The following is a 20,222-nucleotide window of genomic DNA, read 5'->3' on the forward strand; positions in this document are numbered from 1 at the left end:
TAGAAATCATTACCTATATGTATGATACTTTACATTTCGACAAAAAAGAAGGATATCCTGCATTCTTTTCAATTATTTTTGTCTTCCTACAACAATTCTCCATTTTTCCTTTTTCGTTTTTCCTTCAATTGAATTGAGTTTACTTCTTCCGAACCCACGAACAGAAAGCATATCCGCTTCCTTACATTCAAATGAAGATTGCTCGATTTTTTTCCAATTCACTTTTACAAGCCCATTCTCAATTAAGACTTGTACTTTTTGTCTGGATAAATTTAAAACGGTAGACAGAACCACATCCAATCGTAAGGAAGAAACAGTGACTGTTTGCTCTGTCCATTCTTCATTTCCCTCAAGTAAATCAATAGTAGCTATTTCGGATAGTGAAATGGTTGCTTTTCCAACAGCCGTAAAATTCATCCGAACGTAATCTGCAATCTCATTTGCAACTACAATTTGAATACGCTCATCCTGAGTTAGAATATCGCCAAATTTGGAACGTTTAAGTCCGAGTGACATCAATGAACCTAGTACTTTGCGATGGTCTACCGTAACAAATTTAACTGGGTACTTCACTTCAAAAAAGGAAAGATTATAATCTGTTTCATTTGGTTCAAAATAGGTTGGATACAATAATGCACGCTTTCGTTCAAGCCCTTCTTTCCCACCAAAAAAATCAACAAGGATTTCCCCATTTGTTCCAATCACTTGTTTTACGATTTCTTGTTCACGTGGATCAAGAAAATCGGTTAGCTTAGGACTATACTGGTTCTCTACAGTCTGCTTCCATTCCAAAACTTGATCAATGAACGCATGCTCTTCTTTTCTAAAATGTTGATATAAATTCATATGTTTAATACCTCGGGTTGAAATAAAGAAAGGGACCTAGAAATGATGGTCCTTTTCCTTAGAACATGGTTTGTAGTGCATGAATTCCTCTACTAGCGAAATTAAGAACTAGAATTGCGACGATTGGAGAAATATCAATCATCCCTAGTGGTGGAATAAATTTGCGGAAAGGCTCTAGATAGGGTTCACAAATTCTTGCTAAAAATTGACCAATTCCTGATTCCCGTGCATTTGGAAACCACGACATTAAAATATAAATGATAAGCGCATACGAATAAAGTACGATCACTTGACTTAAGATACCGAAAATAATACCCATTTTCGACTACCACCCCTTTTCAGCGTATTCTTCGTTGGAAACAATCTCAGAGATATTTCCTGAAACATCAATATTGTCAGGAGTACATAAGAAAATATTTGAACCTATGCGTTGAATATCCCCACCTATTGCATAAACAGTACCACTTAAAAAGTCAACGATTCGTTTAGCTTGATCATGTTGAACTCTCTGTAAGTTAACAACCACCGCTCGTCTATTTTTCAAATGATCAGCAATTTCCTGTGCCTCTGCATACACACGAGGTTCGAATAAAATAACCTTTGAAGACTTTTGAACACTTTGCAAACTTACCACATTTTGCTTTGTAGCAGCTCTTGTAGGCTTTGTAGGCTCAATTTCCTCTTCGTCATATTCTTCCTCATCATAATCATATTCATCTTCTAGTGCAAAAAAACTTTTAAATTTTGTCTTAATGCTCATTTATAACACCTCTCTATTATCAAATGCGCCTTGGCGTATTTGCGCCCAGATTATTTTGGCCCACACGTTGTGGGTCACAAAGACGTTGCCACAGGATGTGGCGTTCTTAGTCTTTGATCATAAACTCGAAAAACTTCCTTTGAAATATCTGAGGCATCCGCCGGAGGCTTTAACTTTATTCAGTCTCTTATAAAATTCCAACTGACTTAAATACTTTTTATCACATTTATCCCTTTTAAAAGCAGTGACTTGTGCTGAATAAAGTTAAAATTCCTTACCAACTAATGAAGTACCTATTCGTATGAAGGTAGCTCCTTCTTCAATTGCAATTTCGTAATCATTCGACATACCCATAGATAGTTCTGTACATGGTGCATCTGGGAAACCTAGAGCTTGTACATTATCTCTTAGCTTTCGAAGACTTTGGAAGCATTCACGAATCTTGTTTTTGTCTTCAGTTAATGGAGCCATTGTCATTAATCCGACAACTTCAATAGAAGGGAATTTTTCCAATTCATTTATGAAAGGCTCAATTTGTTCCGGTATCATTCCATGTTTGGACTCCTCTCCAGACACATTAACTTGTACAAAACATTTTATTTTTCTGCTAGCCCGCTTATGTATTTCCTCTGCTAAGGTAATTCGATCAAGTGAATGAATGTAATCCACCTTATCGATGATGTTTTTTACCTTTCTTGTTTGAAGCGAACCGATAAAATGCCAGGTCGGCTCGTCTCCAATCTCCTCTCGTTTCTTTAACAGACCGTCATCACGATTTTCTCCAATATGCTGAATACCTACTTCAATTGCTTCTTTCGCAGTTTCAACACTTACATATTTCGTAACTGCAATTATTGAAACAGCGTCTGCAGAACGGTTTGAACGTTTACATGCTAGTTCAATGTTTTCATGTATGTTTAAAAGATTTTCTTTTATGCTCATTTAAAAATTAGTCCTCCTTAAAGCCAATAAAACTCATCATTCTTCCCGTCTTCCCGGCATCCCTTCGATGCGAAAAGAAGAGCTGATTCTCACAAGATGTACAATACGAGGAAACTTGAATATTTTCAGGAGGAATTCCTGCTCTAACCATTAGCTGGTAGTTCAGCTCTTTTAAATCTAGCCGATACTGGTTATGACCTATTTTATCGTATGGTTTTGAATCGACATGGTCCAAACCTTTTACGAAATTCATAACGTAATCATCAACAATGTAGCAGCATTTACCAATTGATGGTCCGATGAGAGCTTGGATTTCATCTGGCCTGACATCTTCAGCTCCCCAAGCTCTAACCATTTCACCAGCAATATCCTGAACAGTTCCCTTCCATCCCGCATGCGCAATCCCAATGATTTGTTTCGAAGGTGTAAAAAAATAAAGTGGAACACAGTCCGCAAAGCACAGGGTTAACAGAATATTCTTCTCAGCCGTATATAATCCATCAGTATCCTTGATGCTATCTTCGTATGTAAAAGTGCCTACACCAAGATCATTTTTTGTGACCTTAGCAATTTTATTTTTATGTGTTTGTTCAGAGCATACCCAGGTTTCAAGCGGAAAATGAAGATTGTCTGCAAGTTTCTTACGATTGGAGATAACTAAAGTTTTCTCATCATTAACATGCAGCCCTAGATTGAGGGATTCATATTCCGCTTTACTTTCTCCACCATTTTTAGTCGTAAACCCAACAACCAGTTTTTCTGAAAACTTTCTTAGGGTCCGGACCTCTAAAACCTGTTCTGATTCCTGAATAAATGGTTCAAGCTTCATAACAACATCCTTTATTCGCATGTTCAACCCAGATTACGAAACGGGTTGACAGTATTTTATTTTTTTGAAAAATGAACCCTTCTCCTGCCTATTTTATCACATCTTGGCAAAAGAAAGGAGAATATGTTAGGAAAAATGTCAAAATTTAGCCGTGCTTATTCTATATTATTATGTGATCTTACTAAAATGACATCCTTACCGACTTTTATAATATTCTTCCATGGAATAACAACCTCTTCATCGCGCCCAAATAAACCTAATACTTTTCCATACCCGCCAATAACAATGGATTCGATTTTACCTGTTGTTAGGTTAATATCGATATCACCAATATTGCCAAGTCTTTTTCCGTCGACAACACTTACTACATCCTTTGCCTGAAAATCAGAAATTTTCACCATATTCTCCGCCTCCTTATAGTAAACTATATGACTGGCTCACCGTCTTTTATGAGACAAAAATAGACGGGTTGGAATACAACTCGATCGTTGACGAAAAAAAGACATTCGAATGATACGAATGTCTAGTTATTTCACCTTATTCATGCTATAACTTGTCCACAAAATGGGTTCACTCCCATTAATTGTGGATATTCTTATTCATTTGTTTAATTGCTGCTTTTTCAAGACGTGAAACTTGAGCTTGAGAGATTCCGATTTCTTCAGCAACTTCCATTTGCGTTTTTCCTTGAAAAAATCGTTTGCGAAGGATTAATTTCTCACGATCATTTAATCGTCTCATTCCTTCTTTTAAGGCAATCTCTTCAATCCAATTAGAATCGCGATTCCGCTCATCACTTAGTTGGTCCACCACATAAATAGGATCTCCGCCATCATTATAAATAGGTTCAAATAATGATACAGGGTCTTGAATCGCATCAAGTGCAAAGACGATTTCTTCATGTGGCACTTCAAGCACCTTAGCGATCTCCTCTGCTGTTGGTTCCCTCGATGTTTCACTCATTAAACGCTCTCTTACTTGCAATGCCTTATAGGCAATGTCCCGCAGTGAGCGCGACACCCTGATAGGATTGTTGTCTCGTAAATAGCGCCGAATTTCACCGATGATCATTGGAACCGCATAGGTGGAGAATTTTACGTTTTGACCGAGATCAAAATTGTCGATCGATTTCATTAGGCCGATACAACCGACCTGAAATAAATCATCCACAAATTCTCCTCTGTTGTTGAAACGTTGAATTACACTGAGAACAAGTCGTAAATTTCCATTTACGAGCTTATCGCGGGCTGACAAATCGTCACCACTTTGCATTTGTCTAAATAATTGCCGCATCTCTTCGTTTTTTAATACTGGAAGCTTTGAAGTATCAACACCACAAATTTCTACTTTATTTCGAGTCAATTCTTTCCCTCCTAACAGGAGTTGCTGTACAAAGTTAAGTATCTCCGTTAGAGGGAAAAATATGCATTTTGAATTCACAACTATTTCCAAAGAAGGTGAAAAAAAACAAAAAAATCAACAGCTATCAAGAAAAAAATTTTAATTTACACCATTTTATTAAATTCTTTACGAAGTCGTTTTATGATTCGTTTTTCCAGCCTTGAAATATAGGACTGTGAAATTCCAAGCATGTCTGCAACATCTTTTTGTGTCTTTTCCTCGCCACCAATTAATCCGAAGCGAAGTTCCATAATTTGTTTTTCACGGTCATTAAGCTGATGAAGAGCTTTTACTAATAATTTACGGTCGACGTTTGCTTCTAAATCCTTTGTAATAATGTCTTCCTCTGTTCCTAGAACATCAGAGAGTAATAATTCATTGCCATCCCAATCAATATTTAATGGCTCATCGAAGGACACCTCAGACCTAATTTTATTATTACGGCGTAAATACATTAAAATCTCATTTTCTATACATCTAGAAGCATAAGTGGCGAGTTTAATTTTCTTTTCAGGATTAAATGTATTCACTGCTTTAATCAAGCCGATTGTTCCAATACTTATTAAATCCTCAATATTAATCCCAGTATTTTCAAATTTTCTCGCGATATACACTACAAGTCTTAAGTTTCTTTCAATCAAGATTGACCTGGCAGCCTTGTCACCGCTAGGAAGCTTGTTTAATAGGACCTCTTCCTCATCCTTTGACAGTGGTGGTGGTAATGCCTCACTTCCACCAATATAATAGATCTCATCCGTTTTTAAGCCTAATTTTATTAAAAGCTTATACCACCAATATGTAAGTTTTAATTTTAATTTTGCCACAGGTAAGTTCTCCCTTCTAATTTGTAAAATGTGTGAGTATGATATTTATAGGAATGTGTATCGTTCATTTCTCCCATTAAGAGGCTGTCTTGATGGAGGATGAAATAAGCATTTTCGGATGGACGATGCAATCATATTCCCCATCTGTAGACAATATTGTATGGTTGAAGGCAACAAGGCCTTTTTTCACGATATTTTCTTCATTTCCTTGATAGATCGTAATTTGGTCTGGCTTAACTGCAAGTAGAAATTGATGCTCTTGTCCAACCCCCCGATACGGAATAAGTCTTACACGGCTTTCCCATTTATGAGACTCTGTTGATGTGTCATTCGTTAATAACTCGATATTCTTGGATTGCTCGATTAATGTTCGAGGAAATAGCTCTTCATATTTCGTTGTGTCTAAAATCATAACCGGGCTTTTTGTAATCGGATCAAATAATTGATTTCCACTGTCAACCAAACCTTTTAATTGTAAAGTGACATCATCTATTTCAAGCTTCACATCAACAATCTGGTCATAGAAAACTTGTTTTGTTTCGATGTCCGCTATTCTATTTTTAGAAAAATACCATAAGAGAGGAAAACCGATTAATACAAATCCCCAACTAATTGGATTACCATAACCTCTAGATTGCGTAAGGATTGTGCCATCAAAAACTTGAACATCAAATTCTAAGAAATAATGGACCCCTATCATTCCACCTCCAATCATGAAAGTAGCAAAATAAAAGGTTAATAGCCCCTGTATAAAATATCGAAATCGTTTATAACCAAAAGCAACTCCTACAATTACGATTGAAAAGAGTAGTTTTGTAAAAGGGTGTGACCCAATTGCTGCAAAAGGAGAAACCACGATCAGGACTACTAAAGAACCAATAAAAGCACCAAGTAAGATTCGCCATTTAATAATCTTACGTTTTAAAATCAGTGAAGTTAAAAGTAACAATAAGCCATCAAAGAAGAAGTTTAATAACCAGATTACATCTAAATAAATGGACAACCTATTTCTCCTTTCACCAATAGTCACTCCTTTTTTTCAATCGTAATTAACGTAAACTAGTTAGCTTAAAAGATAGTATATAGTACATCTAATATGGAAGTCTGTCACTTCATGCCGATAATAAAAGAGAAATTTTGAAAGATTAGTTCTTATTTTGTCAGTTTGTTTAGAATAAAGAAGCAATGGAATAAAATGGGGGATAAAAAGAAAAAAGGCATTCGACAATTCGGTTGTCAAATGCCTTTACTATATGTTGGAGGTTTTTTATGTCTAGCTCCAGGCGCCATCGGCTCTATGGTCTAACCCATCGCTTCTGAAGGCAAACTGGCGCCTTCTGTCAGCGCTGTTCTTATGCTTGCCGCCGATATGCGGGCGCCTTACGCTTTTCTATTTACCCTCTTCTTTTACGGTTACGTAAGAATGTTGGGACATCGATTTCATCTTCAACATGAACTGCCCCACGTGTATTTACTTCCTGTACTGGCTCCTCACGCTTCACTTCTCTTCTTGGTGCTACCTGTACCTGTGGTTGTTGTTGTGGCTGTGGTTTAGCACCATATGAAGGACGTGATGGACGTGCTGTTGGTTCAACCACTGCCTCCTGAAAGCCTGTAGCAATGACTGTTACAACAATTTCTTCTTTCAAGTTTTCATTGATAACAGATCCAAAAATCATGTTAACTTCTTGGTCTGATGCTGTTGCAACAATATCGGCAGCTTCTTGAACTTCATAAAGACTAAGGTTTGTTCCACCTGTGATGTTCATAAGGACACCTTGTGCACCATCAATTGAAGTTTCAAGCAATGGACTTGAAATAGCCTTTTTAGCAGCTTCTGCAGCACGATTTTCACCAGTTGCAACACCGATACCCATAAGTGCAGAACCTTTATTAGACATAATTGTTTTTACGTCAGCAAAATCAAGATTGATTAATCCAGGAACAGCGATTAAGTCAGAAATACCTTGTACACCTTGACGTAATACATTATCGGCTTCACGGAATGCTTCAAGCATTGGTGTATTTTTGTCCACAATTTCAAGTAGACGATCATTTGGAATGACGATCAAAGTGTCTACTGATTCTTTCATTGCAGCTATACCGCCAGCAGCTTGTGTTTGACGCTTTCTACCCTCGAATGTGAATGGTCTTGTAACTACACCTACTGTTAGAGCACCTAAATCCTTTGAAATTTGTGCAATCACAGGGGCAGCACCTGTACCTGTTCCACCACCCATACCAGCAGTTACGAATACCATATCTGCTCCTTTAAGAGCTTCTTCGATTTGTTCTCTACTTTCTTCTGCAGCTTTTTTACCTACTTCTGGATTTGCTCCAGCACCTAAACCACGGGTTAATTTCCCACCGATTTGCATTTTCACTTCAGCTTTTGAAAGATTTAAAGCTTGAGCGTCAGTATTAACCGCGATAAACTCAACACCTTGAACACCGTGCTCAATCATTCGGTTAACCGCGTTATTTCCACCGCCACCTACACCTATTACCTTTATAGTAGCTAATTGATCAACATTTGTATCAAACTCTAACATTATAAGATCCTCCTAATTCGCAAATATACTTCTCTTGTAAACTGTGTTATTCAAAGAAGAGACCAAAAAACCTCTTTACCTTTTTCCCAATATTTTGTTCTTCTTTTGAGTTTTTAGGATGACTTTTCGCTTGAGGCTGTCTAGTTGGTCTTTTTTCATGACTTTCCACCTGGACCGTCGTGCTAATTTTTCTTCCTTGAACTCTTGCTTGTTCATATGCGAATTGCAATAGACCAACACCTGTTGCATATTGAGGTTCTCTGACGCCAATATAGTCAGGCTTTGCAATTCTAACATTACTTCGTAATACAAGTTGAGATAGCTCTAATACTCCAGGCATATTTACAACTCCACCTGTAAGAACAAAGCCACCAGGAAGATCTCCTACACCCATTTTTTTAATTTCTTTTTGAACTAATAGTAAAATTTCTTCTAATCTTGCCTCGATGATTTCAGAAATTTCTAATTGGGTAAATTGTTCTTGTTGATCACTGCCAATAATTGGAACATTAAATACTTCTTCATTAGAAGCATCATCGTAGAAGGCATGTCCATGTTTAATTTTAATTTTCTCTGCATCTTCAGTAGATGTGCGCAGACCAATTGCTAAATCCTTTGTAATATGGTCACCACCAACAGGTAAGACACTTGTTGCTTTTAAGTAACCATTATCGAAAAGAGCAATCGTAGTAGAGCCTCCTCCAATATCAACGAGAGCAACTCCTAGGTTTTTCTCGTCATCTGATAATGAGATCGAACCCGACGCAAGTGGCTGTAAAGAAATTGCTGTGATATCAAGGCCTGCTTTTTCTACACAACGAAGGAGGTTATGTAAGATTGTGCGTGAAGTTGTTATAATAGTGCCTTCCACTTCAAGTCTAACACCTAGCATACCACGTGGATCACTAATTTCATCATATCCATCCACAATAAATTGATTTGGAATCATATCGATAATTTCTCTTTCAGGTGGAAGAGAAATAAATTGTGCGGCGTCAATTACACGTAAGACATCTTCATTGCTAATTTCACGGTTTTGACGAGACTCAGTAGAAACTGCCACAACACCGTGGGCATCCTGTAACTGTACATTAATCGCTGGAACAGATACAACTACTTGATTAATAGAAATGCCCACCATTCTTTCTGCTTGTTCAACTGCCTTTTTAATAGAATGAACGGTTTCATCTATGTCTACAATTGAACCTTTTTTCAAACCTTCTGATTTAACATTACCCACACCTATTATATTAAGAGAATCATCAACCATTTCACCGATGATAACCTTAACATTGGATGTACCGATGTCAAGACTAACACATATTTCATTGCTGTTCATTCTGTGGCACCTCCTTTTTCACATAACACATTTAAATATTATTTCGAATAACAAAAGCTTTTTCATATAAATTTTTGTATATGAAAAATATTCAACAACCATAGGGGTTTTCCCTTTATAAAAATCAATTTTTTTCTATTTTATCACGAGAAAGGCTCCATTTGGATAAAATTATTCGTCTGATAACCGCAATATTTTGGAAAAGCCTCACTCCGAATGCAAAAACGGCTACCAAGTACAAGTCTACACCAAGATGTACGCCTAGAAAAGCTAAACTTGCTGCCAATAAAATATTAAAAAAGAAACCAGAAACAAAGACGGACTGATCATAAATATTTTGTAGGTGTGCACGAATACCACCGAATAATGTATCAAGTGCTGCTAAAACCGCAATTGATAAATAATTTGAATACTCTGCTGGAATTTTAAATTCCGATAACAGTCCGAGGATGATTCCGACTATTAGACCGAAAATTGGGAGCCACATGACTATGTTCCACCTTTATCACTTTTTATCTGGTTCCATATTAGGTTGCATTTCTGTAATCCTTATTGAGTCGTCATAAGCAGGTATCGTTACGACTTTGCTTGGTTTTGAGATTTTTAAACGTAAATTGTCAATGAAAAATTGACGCTCCGCTTCCGATGCTTTTAGCTTATTGTATAGTCTTTCTGCATCATCAGCAATGACTTTGATTTCAATTGGCAATGGACTAATGGAATACGAATCAATTTTCGGTCTTCCTTGAATTTCCCGAATCACAGTGGTTGTAATTACTCGGTGACCATCAATTGAAATTGCCTTTGCCTGATAGGAATTTAATTCATTTACTAACCATCTCAACAAACTAGGAGTTATGGTTGTGGCTTGTTTGCCAGCTTCATTGAACGATTGCTCAATTGTAATCGTAATACCAGTGCCAGATACTTGAGTAAGCCCAACTTCTTTCTTTAATTCATCAAGGGTATCTTTAAGGATCATTATTTTACTATCATCACGCTGACTATCATATTGTTCTAGCTTCGCCTCATATGTATAAATTTTAGTTAAAAGATCCGTATATAATTCTTGGGATTGCTTTAAATCCTCGCGCAATTCCCATAAATCCCGGGTATCCCGTACTTCAGGTTCTTTAATGGTTTGAAATTGGACAGCAACCATTAACCCTATTATAGACGTAATGACCGTGAAGCTAATTACTGTTTTTTTGTCCAATAAAACCACCTAGCCTTCTAAAGTAAACCAAATATATCTTAATTTTTCGCATTAATTAATGGGCCCATTTGAATTTGTCCCTTGTTTTCAATTTTCACCACAATATTATCCTGTATCAATTGGTCAGTGATTCCACCATTCATATTTAAAGCAGGCACCAGTACATTTGGATCACCGATTGCCGAAATCACAAATGGAGCTGGAAAAGGGTTACCGTCGACGACAACAACAGGTCCATTGCAGTAAATATAAGAATTAGACTGAAGTCTTTTACCATTAACAGAAACGGCTTGGGCTCCAGATACATAAAGTTCATTTATAACCTTAAATAAATGGCTTTCATGAACTAGATAATTATTCACATCTTGTCCTGACGGTACGTAAGAGGAATCTTCAAGTGTAACTGTAACTCCTGGACCTTTTACACCAATCTCACCTACAACCATACGGTACTTTTCTACTTCCTCGACAAGATTGAAATAAATCTGTTCTTGTTCTTCTTTTGCAAGCTCTTCTTCAATTGCTTGAATTTGATTTTGTTTTTCAATCAAATTTAGTTGTAGTTCATTGTTTTTCTCGTTTTGTTCATTCAACTCTGTTCGAATTTTAGTTTCTTCATTCCATTGTTGTTCAGTAACTCGATTTGATTCCAATTGTTCCTTTGTAAATTGGTACGAGAATGAAATCATAAAGCCCAGGACTAAGCAAACAAATGAGAGAATGACGTGTCTACCCTTCACCTTCACCAGTTACCATCTCCTCATCTTCATTGGTGTTCTCGTATTCGTATGGGATAAATGTTGGAACAACATCTAGTTCAATATATCCATTAAGAGACGGATCCAATTCACTTATGATCGTTGGATAGGCCGTAATATTTTTCGCGAAATTTCTTACCGTCGCTTTTACTTCATACCCATCAATCATATACAGAGTCATCTGAAGAGGATCATACTCTGTAGGTGTATGATGAATTTCGGAAATGAGCTTAGCGATCGACGGTTGGACTTTTTTAAGTTCCTTTGCAAGTAGCTTTAAGGCCTCGTCCTCCCAATCAACTATGATCGGTGCGTCAACTGGAATCGCTTTTGAACCAAACTCCTGTGGTTTTTCAATAATTTCACCATTTTCAAGAATTGGATAAAAAATATTAGACCCACTTATATATCCTACCCTATTCAATTCGCTAACATTTAGCATGATATGATTGGGAAGTCTTTTTTCAATCCTGACTTCCTTGATTTCAGGGTGTTTTTTAATATTTTCGATAACTATATCCTTATCGACCTTCCAAAAGCTTGTCCCAACTTTTAATTTGCTTAAACTTAGTATCTGATTGGATGAAATATTTTGGTTGCCAGTAATGGAGATTTCGCCAATTTTACTGAAAGGAGATTGGAAATAAAGAATTCCGGATAGCAAAAAAAAGAAAAACGTAATATACATAATCAGCCGTCGATTAGCCTTTTGTTTTCTCCGTTGCTTTAGCTTTGGAATTCGATCTTCTATTGTAACAACCTTTTGCTTTGCCAAATACATTCACCCCACTCTAGGAAAGCCCTAGAAATACAATCTTATGTATGTTTATCAATTTTTAGCTAAGATTTACGATTATCAAAAATGCTATAAAACGAAAGAATAAACGGCATGTATACATGCCGTTTATTAGTCGATACAGTAACACATACATGTTATTGTATTATATCATATTTTCCTAAGAAATGGGTGTAGAAACTGTCTACTTTCGACCAATTATTTCAACTTCCGTTTCCATTCGTACACCATGTAAAGAAAAAATTTTCTCTTTTACAAATTCTATTAAATCAAGAACATCCTGGGCTTTTGCATTTTCTGCATTGACAATAAAATTCCCATGCATTTCAGAAATTTTTGCTCCGCCAATGGAATACCCTTTTAGGCCTGATTTTTCAACTAATTGTCCCGCATAATTTGGAAGTGGATTACGGAAAATGCTACCGGCACATGGAAGATCCCATGGTTGGGTATCTCTTCGATATTCTTTATTTTTCTTCATAACTGCAGAAATATCTTCCTTATCGCCTTCTGTTAATTGAAATGTTGCTTCCACCACAATTCCAGGTCTCTTTTTTTGAAGAATTGAGGTGCGGTAGGAATATTCCATCTCCTCATTTGATAGCCATTCAAGGCTACCATCATCAAATAATATATGAGCTTTCGTTAATACTTTTGATACATCAGACCCGTGTGCCCCTGCATTCATATAGACAGCGCCACCGATGGAACCAGGTATCCCACTTGAAAATTCAAGGCCTGATAATCCTTTTCTTGCAATTTGTACTGCTAGACTTACAATTGAAAAACCGGCTCCGACAGTAAGTGTAGTACCATCAAGTTCCATATGGTTAAGACCATTTCCTAGTTTAATGACAGCTCCTTCAATTCCTTTATCAGATACGAGGAGATTTGACCCTCTACCGATTGCTCGCCATTTTATGCCATGATTTTTAATAATCTCAAGCGTCTTTTTTAATGATTCGATACCATTTGGTTCGATAAATATATCAGCCGGACCACCAATCTTAATGGTTGTATGCTTTGATAAAGGTTCATTCACTAAAACCTTGCCAACACTTGCTTCTTGAAGTTCCTTAACTATATTGTCCATATTAACCTCCTTTATCAGCATTTACACTTGGAACAAATATTACTGTAGTATATGCTCCATGTTCGCTTCATGGTACATTTGCCTAGATTAGATCATTCATTACTTTGTATAGCCGTCTTGCGGCATCTGGTATACCTATTTGAGAGGATGCTTTTTTCATTTCCTCAAGTTTTATTTGATTTAAAAGGACCGAATCAATGTCCTTAATAAGCTGAGGGCTTGTTAAATCCTTTTCAAGGCGTAGAATCGCAGCCCCTTTTTCACTTAAGGACCTTGCATTTTTCTCTTGGTGATTATTTGTTACATATGGGCTTGGCACCAAAATACTTGGCAGTCCTAGAGCAGTTAACTCAGCTAATGTCGTCGCACCTGCACGAGCAACTACAAGATCTACACCAGATAGCACTTCTGGCATATTGTGAATAAATGGCTTAATAATGACATTATTAGGATTTCCAACTGCCTTTACCTGATTAAGTACATTTTCATAATGAACCTCACCTGTTACATATAGGAATTGATAATCCTTTTCCTTCACATCAGATAAGGCATTTAAAAAAGCATCATTTAGCGGTTTCGCTCCTCTACTTCCTCCTACTAATAAAACGGACTTTTGGGAGCTGTTAAGACCAACAGATTCTCTACCCACTCGGCCATCTTTACCAATAACTTCTGAAGCCCGTGGGTTCCCTGTTAAAATGACCTTTTCCTTTGGAAAAAACTGAGCGGCTTCTTCAAAACAAATTGCCACTTTATCAACATAGCGGCTTAAAAATTTATTGGTGAGTCCTGGAATACTGTTTTGTTCATGAATAATTGTTGGAATATGTAATTTTGATGCTGCATATACGACTGGTCCACAAACGTAGCCGCCTGTACCAATAACCACATCTGGTTTAAAATCTTTTATCAATTTCTTGCTATCACTGACTCCTCTTAGAAAACGCGCGATTGTTTTAATGTTTTCAAAAGAAAGCTTACGTTTAAACCCTGTGATATGAATCGTTTTAAAAGGAATCCCTTCACGGGTCACAATACCACTTTCTAACCCTTTTTCAGTGCCGATATAAAGAAACTCAGCAGAAGGGTTTAACTTTTTTATTTCTTTGATTAAGGCAAGAGCAGGATAAATATGACCTCCTGTACCTCCACCACTTACTACAATCTTCAAGGCTCATTTCCTCCCATTTGGAAGATTAATTAAAAGTAGATTAACCCTGTTCATATAAACAGGGTTAATCTTTTTTCTAAGTATAACATATTTTCATGTAATTTGGGTTAATACCTTGAATACCTGCTAATATTTAAAAGGACTCCGACTGCCATTAGCATTAAGGTTAGGGATGACCCCCCGTAGCTTAGAAACGGAAGTGTAATTCCCGTTACCGGCATTAGGCCTGTTACAACTCCGATATTAATGATCACTTGAATCGCAATCATTCCAATAATTCCGATTCCTAGAAAACTTCCATATAAATCAGGTGCACCCAGAGCAATCCGTACGCCTCTCCAAAGTAAAATACTAAATAAAATGATAACAAATGAACCACCAATAAAGCCTAATTCTTCTGCTAGGATTGCAAAGATGAAGTCTGTCTGTGGTTCTGGCAGGTAGAAAAACTTCTGCCTACTTTGTCCTAAACCTAAACCGAATAAACCGCCCGGACCAATAGCGTAGAGGGACTGAATGATCTGAAAACCAGTTCCTAACGGATCTTCCCATGGATCTAAAAACGAGGTGATTCGTTTAATTCGATAAGGGGCTGATAAAATTAAGGCAACAAACCCAACCACACCGATTAACCCCAATCCAACAAAGTGGGAGATTCTTGCTCCAGCAACATAAATCATCACGACACAAGTACCCACCATAACCGTTCCTGTCCCTAAATCCGGCTGTAGCATGATCATACCAAATGCGAGAAAAACAAGTGATAGAGATGGCATTAAACCTTTTTTGAAGGACGTAATTTTTTTCTGATTTTCAGAAAGGAATTTCGCTAAAAATGCAATCATCGCTAATTTCATAAATTCTGAAGGTTGGATAGAAAATGCTCCGACTCCAATCCAGCTTTGCGAACCGTTACGTTCCATTCCGATTCCAGGAATTAATACTGCAACCAATAAGACAAAGCAAATAATGATAAGGACTTTTGCCCAAGTTCTCCATGTCCAATAATCTACATTCATTATAAAAAACATTGCAATAACTCCTACACTTGCAAATAGAAGCTGTCTTTTAGCAAAGAAAAACGAATCATCAAATTTATATGTAGCCCATATCGCACTGGCACTGTAAACCATAATCAATCCAACTGCTAAAAGTGAAAGTGTTGTAATTATTAATATGATATCCGGAGTCGTTTTTTGGTTCACAATCAAAACACCTCTACATTCTAGATTCAGAGCTTATGGTGACAATTAGTATGTGGATGTAAGCGATTATTCCACCACAAGCCTTGCTCTAGATTGTCCAAGCCCTTACTTAAGCTTATGCACGGCGTTTATAAAAATGTCTCCTCTTTCTTCAAATGTTTTATGTTGATCCCAGCTTGCGCATGCAGGTGATAATAAAATAACATCACCCTCATTTGAAAGGTTGTAAGCTTCTTTTACCGCTGCTTCAACATTATCGACAATTTTTAAATTTTCTATTCCTGCAAGTTTCCCTGCTCGTTCAAGCTTTTTCGCTGTTTGACCAAACAGAACCATTGCTTTAACACGAGATAATTCAGGGACAAGATCATCAAATTCATTTCCACGATCAAGCCCGCCCGCTAATAAAATAACCGGTTGTTCAAAAGCTGAAATCGCCTTTTTCGTCGCAAGGATGTTTGTTGCTTTTGAATCATTATAAAATTTTCGATTCACAATCGAAGTGACATATTGCAGGCGATGTTTTACCCCTGTGAAGGTGGTTAGCACCTTAATAATCGCATTGTTTGGCGTATCAACGAGCTTTGCAACCGCAACAGCAGCCAAAATATTTTCAAGATTATGGACTCCTGGTAAAACAATATCCTTAATCTCTATAATTTTCTCTTCATCATAATAAACAGCTCGGTCCTTAATGTATGCACCTGTTTGTAATACGCTTGTGGTCGAGAATGGAATTTTCCTTCCTCGACTACACTCTGCACCTCTTACAACATCCTTATCATCGATATTAATGACGCTGTAATCTTCATCCGTTTGATTTTCAAAGATTCTCGCCTTAGCTTTCACATATTCTTCCTTTGTTCCATGATAATCAAGATGTGCATCAAAAATATTTAATAATACAGCAATTTTAGGCGCAAATTCTTCAGTTCCCATTAATTGAAAGGAGGATAGCTCAGTGACGATGATATTTTCCTGCTTTGCTCCTTTTGCAACATCACAGGCCACTGTTCCAATGTTTCCTGCGATCAAAGGGGATTTTTCACCTTGCTTTAGCATTTCAAAAATTAAGGTCGTCGTGGTTGTCTTTCCATTAGATCCTGTAATACCAATAAATTCTGCAGGGGTAATATGATACGCTAGCTCCACTTCTGTAATAATTGGAATTCCTATTTCTTTCGCCTTTACAAGGAGTGGGTTGCTATAAGGGATCCCTGGATTTTTGACAATAAAGTCAAAATGATCATCCAAAATTTCAATTGGATGACCTCCACATACTATCTTTATTCCCATTTTTTCAATTTCCTGAGCAGCCTCGTTTTCTTCAAACGACATCTGGTCATTGACTGTTAGGCGGGCGCCAAGTTCATGCAGAACCTTAGCAGCAGCGAAGCCGCTTTTGGCAAGTCCAAGTATTAAAATATGTTTGTTAGTAAACTTCATCGTATTTTTCAATTAAATCCACACCTCAATATAGATTCCAAGAATCGCACATAATAATTCTACCGTCCAGAATGTCACAACAACCCGCCATTCAGACCATCCCACCAATTCGTAATGGTGATGTAAAGGACTCATTCTAAACACACGTCTACCGGTTGTTTTAAAAGAGATAACTTGAATAATAACAGACAAGGTCTCTATTACAAATACCCCACCGATTAATAAAAGTAAGATTTCAAGCTTAAGTGTAATAGCAACTGTCGCAATCGCACCGCCAAGTGCAAGTGAACCTGTATCACCCATGAATACTTTTGCTGGGTTAGCATTAAACACAAGGAACCCAAGAACCGCACCAACTACAGCCACACAGAAGATGGCAACATCATATTGCGCTTGATTCCACGCTAATACCGCAAACGCCCCAAATGCAATTGCCGCTGTCCCAGATACCAATCCATCTAAACCATCTGTTAAATTGACAGCATTGGAGAACCCAACTAACCAAATAACTAATAGGAGGACATACAGAAGTTTTAAATCAAACTCAAAATCTGTCCCTGGTATTGAAATCGCAGTAGAGAAATTATTTTGTTGATAAATAAAATAAAAAATGATAGCAATAAGGATTTGACCGAACAATTTTTGTCTAGAGGTCAAACCGAGATTCCTTTTTAGGACTACTTTAATAAAGTCATCTAAAAAGCCCAATACCCCATATCCTAATGTTACAAATAAAAGCAAATATGTTGTAACCGATAGTTCCCCTAATCGAGTCGACACCAAAATCGTGGTAAGTAAAATTGAAACCAAAATAATGATTCCACCCATCGTAGGTGTTCCCGATTTTTTTTGGTGGGATTTAGGACCTTCCTCACGGATACTTTGTCCAAATTTTAATCTACGTAAGAACGGGATAAAAATTGGGGAGAGAATGACGCTTATGACAAATCCTATTGCAATCGAATAAATGACTACTTCTTCGATCATCATTATCCCCTCCCTTTTTCAAGCATTGTTAATTTTTTTGCTAATATCTTTATTTCTTCTACTGTTTGTTTGTCTTGCCTCACGTCTTTCGTTTCATTTGTAAATAGTTTAAATTTTGTCATTGTATCATACCTATTTTCTTCGATTTTTTTTAGATAAAATTCTATGATTTGATTGAGTGCTGGTAGTGGATCTGTTACTACGAATACAGGGAAATGATTAGGAAGAAACAACGGTAATTTTTGATCCTTTGGCCAAACGGTTGCAACTGCTCCATTATAAAGGGCTTGTTTTAAACATTCATCCCTTTTTTCTAGTTCAATTGAAATATAGAGTCCTCTTTTCGATAAGACGCCCGAGTCAGTAATCACTTCTTCAAAATCAAAATTCTGATTTTTGATGCCATATGCCTCTTCAAAAAGGGTCCACATATCTTGATTGGATAACAATTAATTCAACTCCTTAATTGCACGAACTGCAACAAGGCGGTCATCAAATGAATGAGTTTTATTCCCAATAATTTGATAGGTTTCATGTCCTTTTCCAGCAATGACTATTATATCATTCTCACCCGCATTTGAAATAGCATAAAAAATTGCTTTTTCACGATCAGGGATGGTGATATAAGATTCACCTACAACCCCCGCTTCCATCTCCTTTAAAATTTCAAGAGGATCTTCAGATCGAGGATTATCTGATGTAAAAATGGGGACATCCGCAAATTTTGTTGCGATTTTAGCCATTAGTGGACGCTTTAACCGGTCTCGGTCTCCACCACATCCAATAATTACATTGATTTTCCCTTTTGAAAATTGTTTAACCGTTTTTAAAACATTTTCTAAGCTATCAGGGGTGTGTGCATAATCGACAATTACAGTAAAATTTTGCCCTTGGTTTACTATTTCAAAACGTCCAGGTATACCCCTAACCTTTTCTATAGCTTTAATAATCCTTGAAATAGGGATTTGAGAAACGATACAAGTTGCGATTGCAGCCAATACATTATAAACACTAAAAAGTCCAATTAAATTCATCTTCACTTCGTAAGAACCAAACGGTGTTTGTAAATCAAATTCTGTCCCAGAGGAGCTCATACGAATGTTAGAAGCCACAATATCAGAATCATGATGTATTCCATATGTAACGATTGTTGCTGCAGTTGCTCTTGCATATTCCTTCGAAACAGGGTCATCATTATTTAGTACAGCGTATTTCGGACTTCCAATTTCAAAGCGATTTCCTAAACTAGTAAACAATAAACCTTTCACTCTTCGATACTCATCAATTGTTCGATGATAATCCAAATGATCCTGTGTCAAATTTGAAAACACCGCAATATTAAAATCACAACCTTGTACCCTTCCCATATCAAGTGCATGGGAAGAAACCTCCATCACAGCTCTGGTTACTTTTTCAGACACCATTTGATGAAAATACTTTTGGAGCATCACTGATTCCGGAGTCGTATTCTTCATTTCAATCGATTGCTCTCCGATTTTTGTATACATCGTTCCAATAAGGCCCGTTTTTTCACCAGCTTCTTTAAAAATTTCTTCAATAATATGACTAATTGATGTTTTCCCATTCGTCCCAGTTACTCCTATTAATTGGAGTCGATGTGTCGGGTGCTGATAAAAAGCATCTGCTATTACCGCCATTGCTCTTCTTGTATCCTTCACCTTGATTACCGGAATGGACACCTGCACCTCTTTTTCTGCGATGATCGCAACTGCACCTCTTGCTTCTGCTTGTGTTGCGAACAAATGACCATCAAATGTACTACCGTGAACACAAAAGAATAAACTTCCCTTTTCTACCTCTCTCGAATCCATTTCAAGAGATGTGATAAAAGGATTAGCATTACCTTTTTCCGTAAAATCATGCAAGTTTGCTAATAAGTCCTGTAATCTCATCATGAATTTTACCATTCCCTCTCGAAAATATCTTTAGGAATTGCATCAGATTAACATAATCCGCTAATGTTGTCTAGTACCCTATTTTCCTTTTAAAAGGACACCTTACCAAAAATTTTATTCCTCTATATTAAAGGTATTCCT

22 protein-coding genes are annotated in these 20,222 nt (G+C 36.9%); all 22 read right to left on the minus strand.

The features are described from left to right. Window positions 1–72: 72 nt before the first annotated feature. Window positions 73–846 (minus strand): RNA-binding protein, encoded by a 774-nt coding sequence (locus V7097_RS01645; protein WP_335701844.1) that lies wholly within the window; start codon window positions 844–846, stop codon window positions 73–75. 58 nt (window positions 847–904) lie between these two features. Further along, entirely contained in the window at window positions 905–1,165 is a 261-nt protein-coding gene (locus V7097_RS01650; RefSeq protein ID WP_335701845.1) for a YggT family protein, read from the minus strand. Between the two features lie 6 nt (window positions 1,166–1,171). Continuing rightward, window positions 1,172–1,606 (minus strand): cell division protein SepF, encoded by a 435-nt coding sequence (locus tag V7097_RS01655; protein ID WP_335701846.1) that lies wholly within the window; start codon window positions 1,604–1,606, stop codon window positions 1,172–1,174. Between the two features lie 264 nt (window positions 1,607–1,870). Next, window positions 1,871–2,548: a YggS family pyridoxal phosphate-dependent enzyme gene (locus tag V7097_RS01660; RefSeq protein ID WP_335701847.1), complete on the minus strand. Its 678-nt coding sequence runs from the start codon at window positions 2,546–2,548 to the stop codon at window positions 1,871–1,873. A gap of 7 nt (window positions 2,549–2,555) precedes the next feature. Then, on the minus strand, window positions 2,556–3,377 hold the full coding sequence (gene pgeF / locus V7097_RS01665; protein WP_335701848.1) for a peptidoglycan editing factor PgeF: 822 nt from the start codon (window positions 3,375–3,377) through the stop codon (window positions 2,556–2,558). A 155-nt stretch (window positions 3,378–3,532) separates the two neighbouring features. Then, the gene (locus tag V7097_RS01670; protein ID WP_335701849.1) at window positions 3,533–3,778 is read right to left on the minus strand and encodes a YlmC/YmxH family sporulation protein; all 246 of its coding nucleotides are present in this window, start codon (window positions 3,776–3,778) and stop codon (window positions 3,533–3,535) included. 178 nt (window positions 3,779–3,956) lie between these two features. Next, window positions 3,957–4,739, minus strand: a complete 783-nt coding sequence (gene sigG, locus V7097_RS01675) for an RNA polymerase sporulation sigma factor SigG (protein WP_335701850.1) — start codon at window positions 4,737–4,739, stop codon at window positions 3,957–3,959. A 143-nt stretch (window positions 4,740–4,882) separates the two neighbouring features. Then, entirely contained in the window at window positions 4,883–5,602 is a 720-nt protein-coding gene (gene sigE, locus V7097_RS01680) for an RNA polymerase sporulation sigma factor SigE (RefSeq protein WP_057996837.1), read from the minus strand. Window positions 5,603–5,678: 76 nt separating this feature from the next. Then, entirely contained in the window at window positions 5,679–6,605 is a 927-nt protein-coding gene (gene spoIIGA / locus V7097_RS01685; protein WP_335701851.1) for a sigma-E processing peptidase SpoIIGA, read from the minus strand. A gap of 391 nt (window positions 6,606–6,996) precedes the next feature. Next, entirely contained in the window at window positions 6,997–8,154 is a 1,158-nt protein-coding gene (ftsZ, locus tag V7097_RS01690) for a cell division protein FtsZ (protein ID WP_335701852.1), read from the minus strand. Between the two features lie 46 nt (window positions 8,155–8,200). After that, a complete protein-coding gene (gene ftsA, locus V7097_RS01695; protein ID WP_335701853.1) occupies window positions 8,201–9,493 on the minus strand; it encodes a cell division protein FtsA in 1,293 nt (430 codons plus the stop codon). A 124-nt stretch (window positions 9,494–9,617) separates the two neighbouring features. After that, complete coding sequence (locus V7097_RS01700) at window positions 9,618–9,980, minus strand: small basic family protein (protein WP_010282644.1); 363 nt, start codon at window positions 9,978–9,980, stop codon at window positions 9,618–9,620. 18 nt (window positions 9,981–9,998) lie between these two features. Further along, entirely contained in the window at window positions 9,999–10,709 is a 711-nt protein-coding gene (locus tag V7097_RS01705) for a DUF881 domain-containing protein (protein WP_438824182.1), read from the minus strand. A 38-nt stretch (window positions 10,710–10,747) separates the two neighbouring features. After that, window positions 10,748–11,455 (minus strand): DUF881 domain-containing protein, encoded by a 708-nt coding sequence (locus V7097_RS01710; protein ID WP_335701855.1) that lies wholly within the window; start codon window positions 11,453–11,455, stop codon window positions 10,748–10,750. Then, window positions 11,439–12,242, minus strand: coding sequence for a cell division protein FtsQ/DivIB (locus V7097_RS01715; RefSeq protein WP_335701856.1), 804 nt, complete (start codon window positions 12,240–12,242; stop codon window positions 11,439–11,441). The genes V7097_RS01710 and V7097_RS01715 overlap by 17 nt, the downstream gene beginning before the upstream one ends. A gap of 205 nt (window positions 12,243–12,447) precedes the next feature. Next, window positions 12,448–13,356, minus strand: coding sequence for a UDP-N-acetylmuramate dehydrogenase (gene murB, locus V7097_RS01720; RefSeq protein WP_335701857.1), 909 nt, complete (start codon window positions 13,354–13,356; stop codon window positions 12,448–12,450). Window positions 13,357–13,438: 82 nt separating this feature from the next. Beyond that, a complete protein-coding gene (murG, locus tag V7097_RS01725; protein WP_335701858.1) occupies window positions 13,439–14,527 on the minus strand; it encodes an undecaprenyldiphospho-muramoylpentapeptide beta-N-acetylglucosaminyltransferase in 1,089 nt (362 codons plus the stop codon). 107 nt (window positions 14,528–14,634) lie between these two features. Then, window positions 14,635–15,735, minus strand: a complete 1,101-nt coding sequence (gene spoVE, locus V7097_RS01730; RefSeq protein ID WP_335702044.1) for a stage V sporulation protein E — start codon at window positions 15,733–15,735, stop codon at window positions 14,635–14,637. 102 nt (window positions 15,736–15,837) lie between these two features. Continuing rightward, window positions 15,838–17,190 carry a UDP-N-acetylmuramoyl-L-alanine--D-glutamate ligase gene (murD, locus tag V7097_RS01735; RefSeq protein ID WP_335701859.1) on the minus strand — a complete coding sequence of 451 codons (1,353 nt, stop codon included), beginning with the start codon at window positions 17,188–17,190 and terminating at the stop codon, window positions 15,838–15,840. Then, window positions 17,191–18,165 carry a phospho-N-acetylmuramoyl-pentapeptide-transferase gene (gene mraY / locus V7097_RS01740; RefSeq protein WP_335701860.1) on the minus strand — a complete coding sequence of 325 codons (975 nt, stop codon included), beginning with the start codon at window positions 18,163–18,165 and terminating at the stop codon, window positions 17,191–17,193. A gap of 2 nt (window positions 18,166–18,167) precedes the next feature. Beyond that, complete coding sequence (locus V7097_RS01745; RefSeq protein WP_335701861.1) at window positions 18,168–18,614, minus strand: hypothetical protein; 447 nt, start codon at window positions 18,612–18,614, stop codon at window positions 18,168–18,170. Then, a complete protein-coding gene (locus V7097_RS01750; protein WP_335702045.1) occupies window positions 18,615–20,078 on the minus strand; it encodes a UDP-N-acetylmuramoyl-L-alanyl-D-glutamate--2,6-diaminopimelate ligase in 1,464 nt (487 codons plus the stop codon). It abuts the gene before it with no gap. Between the last annotated feature and the right edge of the window lie 144 nt (window positions 20,079–20,222).

Origin of the sequence: Bacillus sp. JJ1562 (assembly GCF_036962705.1) — a bacterium.
Classification (GTDB): Bacteria; Bacillota; Bacilli; order Bacillales; family Bacillaceae_L; genus Ferdinandcohnia.